The sequence below is a fragment of the Aidingimonas lacisalsi genome (assembly GCF_008079445.1).
GTDB lineage: Bacteria > Pseudomonadota > Gammaproteobacteria > Pseudomonadales > Halomonadaceae > Aidingimonas > Aidingimonas lacisalsi.
The window spans coordinates 1-12755 of record NZ_VRYH01000012.1; the positions used below are offsets into that span (position 1 = coordinate 1).

General features: G+C 58.4%; 15 protein-coding genes. 10 read left to right on the forward strand and 5 right to left on the reverse strand.

Annotated elements, in window-relative coordinates:
• Positions 1–150: 150 nt before the first annotated feature.
• The gene (locus FVV99_RS17180; protein WP_148255362.1) at positions 151–630 is read right to left on the reverse strand and encodes a replication initiation regulator SeqA; all 480 of its coding nucleotides are present in this window, start codon (positions 628–630) and stop codon (positions 151–153) included.
• 199 nt (positions 631–829) lie between these two features.
• On the opposite strand from FVV99_RS17180, the gene FVV99_RS19110 reads away from it, so the two are divergent.
• The 10 genes from FVV99_RS19110 to FVV99_RS17225 all read left to right on the forward strand — a co-directional run bounded on the left by FVV99_RS19110 (position 830) and on the right by FVV99_RS17225 (position 6443).
• The gene (locus FVV99_RS19110; protein ID WP_407921360.1) at positions 830–1111 is read left to right on the forward strand and encodes a DUF6150 family protein; all 282 of its coding nucleotides are present in this window, start codon (positions 830–832) and stop codon (positions 1109–1111) included.
• A gap of 138 nt (positions 1112–1249) precedes the next feature.
• Complete coding sequence (locus FVV99_RS17185) at positions 1250–1954, forward strand: CPBP family intramembrane glutamic endopeptidase (RefSeq protein WP_236645452.1); 705 nt, start codon at positions 1250–1252, stop codon at positions 1952–1954.
• Between the two features lie 214 nt (positions 1955–2168).
• Positions 2169–2543 (forward strand): GNAT family N-acetyltransferase, encoded by a 375-nt coding sequence (locus FVV99_RS17190; protein WP_330861082.1) that lies wholly within the window; start codon positions 2169–2171, stop codon positions 2541–2543.
• Positions 2544–2615: 72 nt separating this feature from the next.
• Entirely contained in the window at positions 2616–3434 is an 819-nt protein-coding gene (locus tag FVV99_RS17195; RefSeq protein ID WP_148255365.1) for an alpha/beta fold hydrolase, read from the forward strand.
• A 13-nt stretch (positions 3435–3447) separates the two neighbouring features.
• Positions 3448–3942, forward strand: a complete 495-nt coding sequence (locus FVV99_RS17200; RefSeq protein ID WP_201745141.1) for a cytidine deaminase — start codon at positions 3448–3450, stop codon at positions 3940–3942.
• 76 nt (positions 3943–4018) lie between these two features.
• Positions 4019–4255: a hypothetical protein gene (locus FVV99_RS18580; protein WP_161599037.1), complete on the forward strand. Its 237-nt coding sequence runs from the start codon at positions 4019–4021 to the stop codon at positions 4253–4255.
• 89 nt (positions 4256–4344) lie between these two features.
• Positions 4345–4752 (forward strand): VOC family protein, encoded by a 408-nt coding sequence (locus FVV99_RS17205; protein WP_148255366.1) that lies wholly within the window; start codon positions 4345–4347, stop codon positions 4750–4752.
• 144 nt (positions 4753–4896) lie between these two features.
• A complete protein-coding gene (locus FVV99_RS17210) occupies positions 4897–5178 on the forward strand; it encodes a type II toxin-antitoxin system Phd/YefM family antitoxin (RefSeq protein WP_148255367.1) in 282 nt (93 codons plus the stop codon).
• Complete coding sequence (locus FVV99_RS17215) at positions 5175–5477, forward strand: type II toxin-antitoxin system RelE/ParE family toxin (protein WP_148255368.1); 303 nt, start codon at positions 5175–5177, stop codon at positions 5475–5477. The genes FVV99_RS17210 and FVV99_RS17215 overlap by 4 nt, the downstream gene beginning before the upstream one ends.
• A 381-nt stretch (positions 5478–5858) precedes the next feature.
• A complete protein-coding gene (locus FVV99_RS17225; protein WP_148255369.1) occupies positions 5859–6443 on the forward strand; it encodes a YdeI/OmpD-associated family protein in 585 nt (194 codons plus the stop codon).
• Between the two features lie 89 nt (positions 6444–6532).
• Here the strand turns inward: FVV99_RS17225 and FVV99_RS17230 are convergent, their stop codons facing one another.
• The 4 genes from FVV99_RS17230 to FVV99_RS17245 form a co-directional block, all read right to left on the reverse strand.
• Positions 6533–7138 carry a LysE family translocator gene (locus FVV99_RS17230; protein ID WP_148255370.1) on the reverse strand — a complete coding sequence of 202 codons (606 nt, stop codon included), beginning with the start codon at positions 7136–7138 and terminating at the stop codon, positions 6533–6535.
• Positions 7139–7152: 14 nt separating this feature from the next.
• Complete coding sequence (locus FVV99_RS17235; protein ID WP_148255371.1) at positions 7153–7986, reverse strand: helix-turn-helix transcriptional regulator; 834 nt, start codon at positions 7984–7986, stop codon at positions 7153–7155.
• Positions 7987–8158: 172 nt separating this feature from the next.
• Positions 8159–11335 (reverse strand): efflux RND transporter permease subunit, encoded by a 3177-nt coding sequence (locus FVV99_RS17240; RefSeq protein WP_148255372.1) that lies wholly within the window; start codon positions 11333–11335, stop codon positions 8159–8161.
• Positions 11336–11393: 58 nt separating this feature from the next.
• On the reverse strand, positions 11394–12593 hold the full coding sequence (locus FVV99_RS17245) for an efflux RND transporter periplasmic adaptor subunit (RefSeq protein WP_148255401.1): 1200 nt from the start codon (positions 12591–12593) through the stop codon (positions 11394–11396).
• Positions 12594–12755: the final 162 nt, after the last annotated feature.

Genomic DNA, 12755 nt, shown 5'->3' on the forward strand with positions numbered 1-12755 from the left:
GGTGTCAAGGTAATTCCACATGTGTCGGATGTTGCGGTTGAAAGGTCGGGAGACGCATGGGGTGCATGTGCAATTCTCCTATGCTGATCGCTCACTAACCATGGCATCCATGCGACCGCCGTGGGCGGCGCATGATGCCTGTCGTTAGGGCTATAGCGGCAGGGTTCGTGCGGCCGCTTCTGCGGCTTGCTTACTCACCCCAATTGCCAACAATGCCTCCCGAAGCATGCTTTTCTTCTGCCGATTTGGCGAGTTTGTCATCACCCAATAGTCAGTGCCTGGAATTTGTTTCGGCTGCGTACTGTTTCCTGACTGCTCAATCTCCTCTCGACTGCGTGCAAAATAAATTCGTTCCCGCCCTTGGATTGTTAGTATGTGATCAAAGGTATTCGGCTTCAGCTTGTATGCTTCACCTAAAATAAAGAGAAACTGATCTACGGCGGTTTTAAACCTCAAACCGGGGTGCTCAAGAGCTTGGGCAAGTTCATGCGGCTGGGTTGTTGAAGGAGCTTGTCCCTCATCGGACAGCCCAAAGATACGTCGGAGTATGCTGTTTGCAGATTCCCCAATTTCCATGGTTTGGCTGGCGATATAGGCGTACAGATCATCATCAATTTCTATAGTGCGCATGGCTCTTCTCCTCAGCAAGGCCTGAAATAAATTAAAGAGCTTTAAGCGCTTGGTCAAGCTTTTCTTGCTGAGCTAGACTTGCCCTAACCAATAGTTGCAGTTCGTTCCGGGCCTGACGGCCCTCCACCGGATAGCCTTGTCGCCGCTTCGCTCTGCCAAGGCTGCCGCTGAACAACGGCGTTAAACATAAGGAAGTTTCATGGCACTAGTACACGAAGTTAGCTCAAGAGCAGTCGCAGACGTTTTGGTGTGTGAGGTAAGCTCGCGCGCCGCTGCGGACTTGCTGGTTTGCAAGGTTGAATCCAGAAGTCCGGCCCGTGGCGAAGATGGCCTATGGTGTTCAGTGCCAAGCCGAGCAGCTGCGACCTCATTAATACACTGGGTTAATTCACGCAGTGTGGCAGATTTGTTGGTTTGCTTCGTCAGTTCTAGGACTGCTAGTGGCTGGCAGGGCGAACATGAGCTAGAGGGCAAGCTGTAATGTTTAACAAGCGGCAGCAGCGGACTCGCTCTGCTCGCCGCTGTGCCGGGCGTTATGCCGAAGGATGCACTGATGACAACAGCAGGGCCCATTAAACCCCAGCGACTTCGACTTGGCTTATGCATGTGGGTTGCGGGCATGCTCGGCGTGGTCGCGCTCACTGTCACTGTGCTACCACAACTTGTGGCTGACGTGACGCTCGCTGTGCCCCTATGGTTGGTGTTACTTGCAAGCACTGCGCAGAGTGCGCTTTTAGTCGCTGTTGCTGTGTGGTTGGGCGTGGTGCTGGCGCCGAAAGTTGACTTTCGAGCTGCTGCTTTTGAGGCCGCAGTGACTGCAGGATCGATCAGGTCAGCCCTTCGGCCGCAGCTCCGACCCAGTCTGGTCGCCGGGGTCGTGGGGGGAGTTGGGCTATTCGCAATTGGCGGTTTCGGCTTCCCAGCGGCCCTCGCTGAGGTGGAGCAGCAATTTACAGTGCCGATAATTGCGCGTGTGCTCTATGGCGGGGTCACAGAGGAATTGCTTTTACGATGGGGGCTAATGACAGTCTTGGTATGGCTGGCATGGCGGTTCCTGCAACATCGGAGCGGTACGCCTCGGCCCCTCTATGTCTGGCTGGCCATCATCGTGAGCGCGCTGCTTTTCGGCGTGGGCCATTTACCAGCGGCAACAATGCAGGCAGGCGAGTTAACGGGCTACGTGGTGCTGTTCATTGTCGGAACTAATACCGCATTCGGGGTGCTGTTCGGTTACCTGTATTGGCGATATGGCTTGGAAGCGGCGATAATCGCTCACGCTTTCGCACATTTAGTGAGCTATGTTTTGAGCTTGGGAGTGGCATAACAATGTGCTGTAGTCGCTGCGCTCGGATCTTTGTTTCGCTTTCGCTCCACTGCGACCGCTAAGCACGGCGTTAGCCATCATGGAAATACGGATAGCCACGCCCGAAGATTGCCGAGCCATCGCTGAGTTGCACGTTCATGTGTGGCAGCACGCTTACCGAGGCATTCTGCCGGAGCATTACCTTGCTGCCTTATCGGTGTCAGAGCGTGAGGCTATGTGGCGTCGCATGGTCGAACGGCTGCCAGCGCAATTGTTGGTGGCTTGTGTAGCCGGTGAGGTTGTTGGTTTTGTCGCCTTCGGGGCATCGCGTGACAAGGGGGAGCCGACCGACCGAGCAGAGATTTTTGCCATCTATGTCAACGTTGCATGTTGGTCCATGGGAGCCGGCTGTCTTCTGTGGCTACAGGCGCACCAACGCATTATGGCGGAAGGATACAAGTCGGTCAGTCTGTGGGTTCTCGCTGACAACGAAAGAGCGGTGCGGTTCTACGAGCGTGCAGGATTTGTAGTAGACCCACAGTCCCGCAAGTCGTTTGAGCTTGGCGGCGCCATGGTCGAGGAGCTTCGCTATGTCCGTTGTGTTGGCTAACAATTCGCGTCACACGGACGCACTAAAGTGCGCAGGTGCGCTCTGGCGTTATGTAGAAAAGGAGTTCGACTTATGAATGGTTGTGAACTTTCACAGTCTTTTGATTTCGAAGGACAGGAGATTCGATATGGTCGTTTGGGAGAGGGGCCGCCCCTGGTCCTTGTTCACGGAACGCCTTGGTCATCTTTCAATCTGCGCCACTTGATCCAGCAATTGTCACGGTACTACACGGTCTATTTTTTCGACTTGTTGGGCTACGGCCAGTCGTGCAAAACGGAAGGTGACGTTTCATTGGGTGTGCAGAATAGAGTGCTGGACCGGCTTCTCAACTACTGGGAACTGGATAGTCCGATTATTATTGGCCATGACTTTGGTGGCGCTACGGCTCTCAGAACCCACCTTCTCAATGACCGGCCCTTTAAGAAGATCATTTTGATTGATCCCGTCGCAGTCTCTCCCTGGGGCTCGCCTTTTTTCCGACACGTGAACGCCCACGAAGCCGCCTTTTCAGGATTACCCGACTACATTCATGACGCGGTCGTGCGATCCTATGTGCAAACGGCAGCTTTCAAACCGCTTGATGACGTAACCCTCGAAGGGATCGTTTTGCCGTGGACCGGAGCGCAAGGTAAGGCAGCTTTCTACCGCCAAATGGCTCAGGCGGATTCTAAGTACACTGACGAAGTTCAGGCACTTTATCCTACCATTACTACACCAACCTTGATTCTGTGGGGACGAGAAGATAGCTGGATCCCACTTGAACGCGGGGAACATCTTCACAGAATGCTTCCGAATTCAGAACTCCGCATCGTTGATGGTGCAGGCCACTTGGTTATTGAAGAGAAGCCTGATGAGTTGGTGAAGGAAATTCTGGATTTTGTTCAGGCTTAGGAACTACATAACAATGCCATCCACCGAATGCCATAACCTGTGCTTCGCTCCGGTTCTGGCACCAGTGATGACTGGCGTTATAGCTTTTAAAGGACTCAGCATGTGCGTCGAGATGGACCTATACAATGCCGCTGTTGACCTTATCCGGGATCGGCACCCCCAAGGCTGGGGTGGTGCAGCAGCGGTGATGACTTCAACTGGTCGCTTACTTACCAGCGTTGCTCCGGATACAAAGAATGACGCGCTGGCACTTTGCATGGACGTGGGAGCATATCTTGAGGCACATAAGTTTAATGAAGCCGTCACCCACTCTCTGTGTATTTACCGTGATGATGAGCTCTCTCCATTCAAGGTACTTACCCCCTGTGGTATCTGCCAAGAACGCCTTGTCCACTGGGGTGGAAGCGTTCTTGCAGCAATTACAAATGTTGAAAATAAGCTTATATTTACACCAGTTAGAGAGTTACAGCCCTTTCACTGGTCAGAGGTCAATGGTGGCGAGCTATAACAAGGCAAAGCAGTTCGCCCATGCGGCCCGGACCTCGCTGTGCTCGGCCGCTGTTTGCGTCGTTAGAAGGTGAAGCATGGACTGCATACATGAACGAGTGCTGGTAGGGAGTGAATCTGCCTGTCGTACCGGCGGGGACGGGTTCTGGGTCGTTCACGCCATGATCTTTCTCGCCAAGCTTGTAGGATTATTGCCTAATGACAGCTTCGACGTGGCACGGCGGAAGTTTGTGCAGAGCTTTCCCGGTTACGTGCCCGGCGGTGTAATCGAAAAGTATTTGACGTCTAACTGGAAAAAGCTAGATGCCTTCTAACAACAGCTTCAACCGGACTGGCTTTTCCGCTGGCGCGGGCTGCCGGCGGCTGAGCTTGAACGTTGGACGGCCCGAAACGGAGAATGCACATGTCATCATTAGAACGGCTCATCCCAGTGCTGGTTTATCGCGATATCGCGGTAGCTCACGACTTTCTCGTTCAGGCGTTCGGTTTCAAAGCCGGAGGCGTTGAGCGGGACGCCGATGGCAAGGCGGTACATGCCGAAGTCCGTGTCGGGGGCACACCGGTATGGCTTCACCGAGTGACTACCGAGCACCAACTCGGTTCGCCGGAGACAGTGGACATGGCTGGCGCCGGGTTGGTGGTATACGTTTCTGACGTCGACACTCACTTTGCAAACGCGCGAGCCGCCGGCGCAAGGATACAGTACGAGCCGACTGATCAACTCTATGGCCAGCGTGAGTATGAAGCGCGCGACCTGGAGGGTCATCGCTGGTGGTTTGCCACGCCGCTGTCAACCTCGACACCTTCCTGACGGGCCGTCCAACAACAGCATGCAGCGGACGCGCAGAAAACTGCGCGCCGCCGCTGAACGTTATGTTTCGTAGCGCCTTCCTTGCCCATCTCATGGGGATAGCGTACACTTTAAAGTACAGCTAGATGTACATAGGTAGTTTCCATGTCAAGAGTTCGCGTCGATGAAGATATCCGGCCCCTGTCTGAGTTTCGGGCGGGTGTTGCCACATTTGTAAAGCAGATCCATGAAACCCGCCGGCCTATGGTGTTAACCCAGAGGGGACGTGGAGTTGCCGTACTGGTGGATGTCCAGGAATACGAGAGAATGCAAGAGCGCCTAGAGTTGCTGGAAGAGGTCTGCAAAGCCGAAGAGCAGATAGCTAATGGGGAAGGCATTCCTCATGAGGACGCAAAATCACGAATTCTGGGCAGGCTGGCGGAATGAGGGTTGTTTGGTCTCCACTTGCCCTGGAGCGCGTTGAGGATATCGCCCAGTATATAGCGGAAGATAAACCCAGCGCTGCGGTTGAGTGGGTTGAAGGTATCTTTGACACCGTGGAGCGGCTGGCTGATTTCCCTGAAAGTGGACGCATCGTTCCTGAGGTGGGGGGACGTCGCATTAGGGAAGTTATATTTGGAACATATCGGATTATTTACAGCGTCAGAGAGCAGGTTGATATTCTGACTGTACGGCGTAGCAGTCAATTACTGCGGATGTCTGAGATTGATGATGAAGAAATATAACCAAGCCATTAAATACCCTCCCTGCGGTCGCCGGACCTCGCTTCACTCGGCCGTTTATGGCAGGCGTTATGCAGACATTCCCAAGTCTTGTTGAAGGGTGTCACATGACGACTGACAATTCGGGTCATGATCAAAACCTTTGCAGACAATCGAACTCTAGATCTTTACTCAAAGGGTGAGTCCAAGAAGTTTCCTGCGGACGTCGCATCGAGAGCTGCCAGAAACTTGAGTACGTGAATTTGGCTGAACGCTGGAAGACTTGATTGCTGCGGGCACAAGGAAGTGGCCGGGAGTTCTGAACAGCCGTTCGAGGAAATGGAAGAAATTGCAAGAAAGCTGGCGTTTTATGAGGGGAGACACGTACCGCTCGGAGAAATAACTATGAGTACTCAGAGTTCCAAGGTTGATGCGTTTGTGAGTCGGGCGAAGAGCTGGCAAGGCGAGATTCAGACACTGAGGTCGATCCTGCTCGATTGCGGGCTCGACGAGGAACTGAAGTGGGGGAAGCCGTGTTTCATGTTCGAGGGAAGTAACGTGGCCATCATTCAACCATTTAAAGAGCATTGCTCGTTAATGTTCTTCAAGGGGACTCTGATCCAAGACACATACAGCCTGCTCCGCAGCCAAGGGGAGAACACGCAGTCCGCGATGCGGTTGGAGTTCACTAGCGAGGATCACATCAAGAAGACCGTCGTGAAGTCTTATGTTCAGCAGGCCATCGCTGTGGAGAAGGCCGGGTTAAAGGTCGACTTTAAGGCGAAGCACGAGTTGGAACTTCCGGAAGAGCTTACCCGGATTTTGAACAAGGACAGCAAGCTCGCGAAGGCCTTCCATGCTCTGACTCCCGGGCGACGGCGAGGCTACATCCTCCACTTCACAAGAGCGAAGCAATCTAAGACGCGTACCGCACGGATCGAGAAGTGTATCCCCAAAATCCTCGCAGGAAAGGGCATGTACGATCGCTAGCAGTGAGATAGGCAGCATTCACTCTGTGGGCGAGACGGCCTAACAAAGCACTATTGTCGGACAAATTTTCCACTGCGCTTCAAAATTGCTCAAGACATGAACGGCAACCAGACGTGCTCATAGCCGATCGATATCGCCACTCCGGCGAGCAGTGCTGCCATGGTCAGGTTGAAGTATCTGAACCATCGGGGGTTCCCGATTCGGCTCCCGATCAGGTTGCCCAGTACCGCATAGCTTCCCGGCGCGCCGACGGCTAATGCGGCCAGCCCGAGTGACCAGATCACCAGGGGGATACCGTGGATGCCTTCGGCGGGAAACTGGATCGTGGCGATCGGTAGCGTGGCGACCACGCCCTTGGGATTGAACAGTTGCATGATCAGGCCATCGCGAAAGCGCAGGACGCGCGGGGCATGATCAATACTGCCCAGATCAATGCTGGTGCGAGCGATTCGAACGGCGAGATAGAAGATGTAGCCGCAGCCCAGTGAGCCGACCACCGCCAGCATGTTGCCTTGCACCCAGGCGGCCCCGGCCCAGCCGAACCCCAGGAATAACATCAGCATGGCCGTGCCGACACCAAGGCAGAACCCTAGTGACGCTCTGGCTTGCCCGTTGAGTCCGGCGGTCAGGCCCAGAAAATTTACCGGCCCAGGCGTGTACATGACGCCCAGGGCATAGGCGACGATTCCCAACATGGAGTGACCTCGGCTCAGGTGGCGATATGGCTCTGATACTGGCGGGGTGTCATGCCATAGATGCGCTTGAAACGCCGGTTGAAATGGCTGAGATCGGCAAAGCCATACTGGAAGGCAACCTCATTGAGCGATGTTCCGGCGTCCAGTGCCGTCCGTGCGGCATTGACCCGGCAATTGATCACATACTGGTGTGGGGTCATGCCGAACTGCTGGCGAAACAGCCTCAGGAAATGGTATTTCGAAAGATGGGCCGCCTGGCTGATGTCGTCCAGCGAGACATCCTCGCTGAGGTGGGAGTGGATGTACTCCTTGGCGAGGCCGAGCAGGCTATCGGGTCGGCTGGCGACATGGTTCGGTTGTAAGACGCCGGCGAGTTGAACGGATCGCGCAATGAGCCGGTAGAGAGCGTTTTCCTGGTCAATGCAACTGCCGACCTGGGTCGTGACCAGGCGCACCAGTTCCAGGATTTCCCGGCGCAGGGCCGGGTCCTGAATCAGCGTCTCGTTGATGCGGAAATCGGCCGCCGCCTCATGGCCGATGGCGTCGGCGAACAGCGCTTCCAGTTGTCGCGGGTGCGCGTAGACCATGACATAGTCCAGCGTCTCTCCGCCGCCTGGTTGGCCGTCGTGAACCTCTTCGGGGTTGAACAGAATCACGTTGCCGGGTGGGCTGCGATGAAACTCACCGCCGCTGAAGAAGTCCTGGCGTCCCGCCAACGTGACACCGAAGGCATACTCTTCATGGGCGTGGCGATCATAGCTGAAATCGTGCATCGCTGCCTGAAGCACTGTCAGTGCCGGTACATGGTGGCTCTTGGTGAACCGAAACCGGCTCGACTGTTCCGTCATGCCGCGTTTCTCCTGCCTGTTGACTTTGCACAGCATAGGCCGGATCGACCGCTTGATGCTTGGACATAATTGCTATGTTGTATCCAGTCAAACGACGCACGTTCATGTACATTTCATGTCATGCTCGATATCGGCATCGGGATAAGTCGATGCCATCGCTTTCGGCAGCCGCTCACGCCTTGTACTCGCTGCCTGCCGGCTGGTCGCTTGCCTGCGGCTCGCGGTGGCCGCGCTCGACCAGCTTGCGTAGCGCCACGTAGAAGACCGGGGTGAGGAAGAGCCCGAACAGGGTCACGCCGATCATCCCGGCGAACACCGCGGTGCCCAGTGCTTCACGCACTTCGGCGCCGGCGCCGCTGGCCAGCATCAGGGGTACCACGGCGGCGGTGAAGGTGATCGAGGTCATGATGATCGGCCGTAGACGCAGTCGGCACGCTTCGAGCGCTGCTTCGACGATGCTGCGCCCCTGGATTTCCAGCTCGCGGGCGAACTCGACGATCAGGATGGCGTTCTTGCATGCCAGGCCCATCAACACCACCAGCCCGACCTGCACGAAGATGTTGTTGTCACCGCCGCCGAACCACACGCCGATCAACGCCGAGAGCATGCACATCGGCACGATCAGGATGACCGCCAGCGGCAACGTCCAGCTCTCGTAGAGTGCCGCCAATACCAGGAACACCAGCAGTATCGCCAGTGGGAACACCACCAGGGCGGCTTTGCCCTGGTTGACCTGCTGATAGCTCAGGTCGGTCCATTCGAAGCTCATGCCGCTCGGCAATACCGACGGGGCGATCCGCTCGACCGCGGCCAGTGCCTGGTTGGAGGAGAGCACACGGGGGTCGGCTTCACCCATCAGGTCGGCCGCGGGGTAGCCGTTGTAGCGGATCACCGGGTCGGGCCCGTAGGTGTTGCTGAGTCGGACCATGCTGCCGATCGGCACCATTTCTCCGGCATCGTTGCGGGTGCGCAGATTAGCGATGCTTTCGGCATCCATGCGGTACTCGGCATCGGCCTGGGCGATCACCTGCCAGGTACGCCCGAAGCGATTGAAGTCGTTGACGTAGGCCGAGCCCAGGTAGACCTGCAGCGTCTCGAACAGGTCGGTCAGTTCCACGCCCTGAGCCTTGGCCTTGGCGCGATCCACATCGGCATCGAGTTGTGGCACGTTGGCCTGGTAGGAGCTGATCGGATAGCCCATGCCCGGGGTCTGCGACAACGCCCCCGCCAGATTGTTGGCTGCTGCCTGCAACTCACCGTAGCCGAGCCCGGCGCGGTCCTGCACGAACAGCGAGAAGCCCGAGCCGGTACCCAGCCCGAGGATAGCCGGTGGGGTGAAGGCGAAGCTGAACGCTTCCTGCAGGGCGGCGAACTTGCCATTGAGCTCGGCGTTGATCGCCTCGGCGCTGCGGGTGCGCTCGGCAAACGGGTCGAGTCCGAAGAAGATCGTGCCGGTATTGGGGGTATTGGTGAACTGCAGCGGATTGAGTCCCGGGAAGGCCACGGCGGAAGTCACGCCTTCGGTTTCCAATGCCAGGTCGGTCATGTGGCGGACGACCTCCTCGGTACGGTCAAGCGATGCGCCCTCGGGTAGCTTGGTGCCGCCGATCAGGTACATCTTGTCCTGGGTGGGGATGAAACCGCCGGGCACCGCCTGGAACATCACGCCCGTTGCTACCAGCAATACGACATAGACGGCGAACACGGCGCCGCGTCGGCGCAGGCTGCGCGAGACCGTACTCTGATAACGTGCCGAACTGGCATTGAAGAAACGATTGAAGGGTCGGAACAGCCAGCCGAACAGCCGATCGATCAGGCGGGAAGCGATGTCCTTGGGCGCATCGTGCGGCTTGAGCAGCAGCGCCGCGAGGGCCGGTGAGAGCGTCAGCGAGTTGACGGCCGAAATCACCGTGGAAATGGCGATGGTCACCGCGAACTGACGGTAGAACTGGCCGGTGACGCCTTCCAGAAAGGCCATGGGAATGAAGACCGCACACAGCACCAGCGATATCGCGATGATCGGCCCGCTGACCTCGCGCATCGCCTGATGAGCCGCGGCTAGCGGGGCCAGCCCGTCGGCGATGTTACGCTCGACGTTCTCGACCACCACGATGGCGTCGTCGACCACGATCCCGATCGCCAGGACCAGCCCGAACAGCGTCAGGGTGTTGATCGAGAAGCCCAGCAGGTGGAGCACGGCGAAGGTGCCGACGATCGATACCGGCACTGCCAATAGGGGAATCAGCGAGGCGCGCCAGGTCTGCAGGAACAGCGTGACCACCAGCACGACCAGCAGCACCGCTTCGAGCAGCGTCTTGATGACCGACTTGATGGAATCGCGTACGAAGACGGTGGGGTCGTAGACGACTTCGTACTCCACGCCCTCGGGGAAGCGCGTGGCCAGTTCGGCCAGCGTGTCGCGCACGCTGTCCGACAGGGCGATGGCATTCGCCCCGGGGGCCTGGAAGATACCGATAGCGACCGCCTGGTCGTTATCGAGCAACGAACGCAGCGAGTATTCCGCCGCGCCGAGCTCGATGCGTGCGACATCGGAAAGGTAGGTCACCTGACCATCACGGCCGGTATTGACGATGATGTCGCCGAATTCCTCCTCGGTGGTCAGGCGACCCTGGGCGTTGATCGAAATCAGGAAGTCCGACCCCTGAGGCGTCGGCGGTGCGCCGAGCTGGCCGGCCGACACCTGCACGTTCTGTTCGCGGATGGCGGCGAGAATGTCGCCGGCCGTGAGTCCCAGTGAAGCGGCGCGATCCGGGTTGATCCACACGCGCATCGCATAATCGCCGGCGCCGAACAGCATCGCCTGGCCGACACCGGGCAGGCGCGCCAGCTCGTCGCGCACATGCAGCGCCGCGTAGTTGCGCAGGTAGGTACTGTCGTAGCGACCGTCCGGCGAGATCAACTGCGGCACCATGGTCAGATCGGGTGACTGCTTGTCCGTCGTCACGCCCTGACGACGCACGTCCTCGGGCAGTCGCGCCAGCGCCTGGCTGACCCGGTTCTGCACCTGGACCTGAGCCTCGTCCGGATCGGTACCGGGGCGAAACGTCAACGTCATCGCCAGCACGCCGTCGGAACCGGCCACCGACTTCATGTACATCAGGTCCTCGACGCCGGTGATCGACTCTTCCAGCGGGGTGGCCACGGTCTCGGCGATGACCTTGGGATTGGCGCCGGGATAGACCGCCCGGACCTGTACCGTCGGCGGCACCACATCCGGATATTCAGTGACCGGCAACAGCGGGATCGTGATCAGGCCGGCAATGAAAATGATGAGCGACAGCACCGCGGCGAAGATCGGCCGGTCGATGAAAAACTTCGCAAAGTCCATGCAGATAACTCCATCGTCGGGGCGGGGCGCGACCCGGGGCACGCCTCAGGGGCGTTGGTCAGTGAGCTGCCGACAGGTCGGTCGAAGGCTGGCCATCGCGCATGGCGACGCGCTGTGCGGAAACCTGCATGCCGGGGAAGAAGATACGCTGCGCGCCACGCACCACGACGCGATCGCCGTCCTCGAGCCCGGACTCCACTACCCGCAAGCCTCCGACCTTGCGCCCGAGCTGGATGTCCTTGCGCACAGCCAGCCCCTGCTCATCGACGGTGTAGACGAACTTGCGATCCTGGTCGGTCAACACCGCCTTGTCGTCGATCAGCAGCGCCCCGTCATCGGCGCTGCCACGCAATTGCACGCGGGCGAACATGCCCGGCGCAAAGTGCCCGTCACGGTTGTCGAGTACGGCACGCATCAGGATGGTGCCCGCCGCCGTGTCCAGGCGGTTATCGACGAAATCCACCGCCCCTTCATAGGGATAGTCGGTATCGGAAGCCAGGCCGACGCGTACCGGGGTACGCTCCTCGCGGGAGCTGATTCGTTCGCCGGCACGGGCCATCGCGTCGTAGCGCAGATAACTCTGCTCGTCGGCGTGGAAGTGCACATGGACCCGGTCCATCGACACGATGGTCGTCAATGGCGAGGCTTCGGACACCAGATTGCCGGCGGTGACCAGGGCGCGGCCGGTGCGTCCGGCGATGGGGGCGCGTACCTCGGTGTAGGCCATATTCAGGCGGGCGGTCTCGACACCGGCACGTGACGCCAGTACGTCGGCGGCTGCCTGGGCACTCGCTGCGCGGCGCTGGTCGAGCTCCTCACGGGCAATGGCACGGCTCTGGGCCAGGGTCTCGGCCCTGGCGGTCTGGGCGCGGGCGAGTTCGGCATTCGCCTCGGCGCGCTTTAGATCGGCTTCGGCTCGGGACAGTTCTGCCTGATAGGGGCGCTGGTCGATGACGAACAGCACATCGCCCTTGTCGACCAACTGGCCCTCGGTGTAGTTGATGCGATCGATGTAGCCGCTGACACGCGGGCGCAGCTCGACCGTTTCCACCGCCTCGACATGGCCGGTGAATTCATCCCAGTAGCGGACATCCTGCACCAGCACCTCGGCTACGCTGACCTCGGGCGGCGGCGGGGTCTGCTGGGTGCTTTCCGCCTGGCTGTCGCAACCCGCGAGCAGGGCCATCCCCAGCCATAGGGAGAGGGTCATCGCCGTGGGCGAGGAGCGCAAGGATCGGAACATCTTGTGGACGTTCATGGATGAGGCCTCGTTAAACCAGTCGCTTATCGGCACCTGCGCCAGCCGGCTCGTGGCGGGCAATAGTCGCTGTGCCCCCGTCTGGAAATAATCGTTGGGGGAGGGGCGTAATCGACATGTGGCGCTGTGAAACGAGAAAGATACGTCGGTTAACCCGACTTG

Bases quoted from the DNA above. Each gene is read 5' to 3' on its own strand.
- FVV99_RS17180 (WP_148255362.1), bottom strand. From the start codon at position 630: ATGCGCACTATAGAAATTGATGATGATCTGTACGCCTATATCGCCAGC.
- FVV99_RS19110 (WP_407921360.1), top strand. From the start codon at position 830: ATGGCACTAGTACACGAAGTTAGCTCAAGAGCAGTCGCAGACGTTTTG.
- FVV99_RS17185 (WP_236645452.1), top strand. From the start codon at position 1,250: ATGCTCGGCGTGGTCGCGCTCACTGTCACTGTGCTACCACAACTTGTG.
- FVV99_RS17190 (WP_330861082.1), top strand. From the start codon at position 2,169: ATGTGGCGTCGCATGGTCGAACGGCTGCCAGCGCAATTGTTGGTGGCT.
- FVV99_RS17195 (WP_148255365.1), top strand. From the start codon at position 2,616: ATGAATGGTTGTGAACTTTCACAGTCTTTTGATTTCGAAGGACAGGAG.
- FVV99_RS17200 (WP_201745141.1), top strand. From the start codon at position 3,448: ATGCCATCCACCGAATGCCATAACCTGTGCTTCGCTCCGGTTCTGGCA.
- FVV99_RS18580 (WP_161599037.1), top strand. From the start codon at position 4,019: ATGGACTGCATACATGAACGAGTGCTGGTAGGGAGTGAATCTGCCTGT.
- FVV99_RS17205 (WP_148255366.1), top strand. From the start codon at position 4,345: ATGTCATCATTAGAACGGCTCATCCCAGTGCTGGTTTATCGCGATATC.
- FVV99_RS17210 (WP_148255367.1), top strand. From the start codon at position 4,897: ATGTCAAGAGTTCGCGTCGATGAAGATATCCGGCCCCTGTCTGAGTTT.
- FVV99_RS17215 (WP_148255368.1), top strand. From the start codon at position 5,175: ATGAGGGTTGTTTGGTCTCCACTTGCCCTGGAGCGCGTTGAGGATATC.
- FVV99_RS17225 (WP_148255369.1), top strand. From the start codon at position 5,859: ATGAGTACTCAGAGTTCCAAGGTTGATGCGTTTGTGAGTCGGGCGAAG.
- FVV99_RS17230 (WP_148255370.1), bottom strand. From the start codon at position 7,138: ATGTTGGGAATCGTCGCCTATGCCCTGGGCGTCATGTACACGCCTGGG.
- FVV99_RS17235 (WP_148255371.1), bottom strand. From the start codon at position 7,986: ATGACGGAACAGTCGAGCCGGTTTCGGTTCACCAAGAGCCACCATGTA.
- FVV99_RS17240 (WP_148255372.1), bottom strand. From the start codon at position 11,335: ATGGACTTTGCGAAGTTTTTCATCGACCGGCCGATCTTCGCCGCGGTG.
- FVV99_RS17245 (WP_148255401.1), bottom strand. From the start codon at position 12,593: ATGAACGTCCACAAGATGTTCCGATCCTTGCGCTCCTCGCCCACGGCG.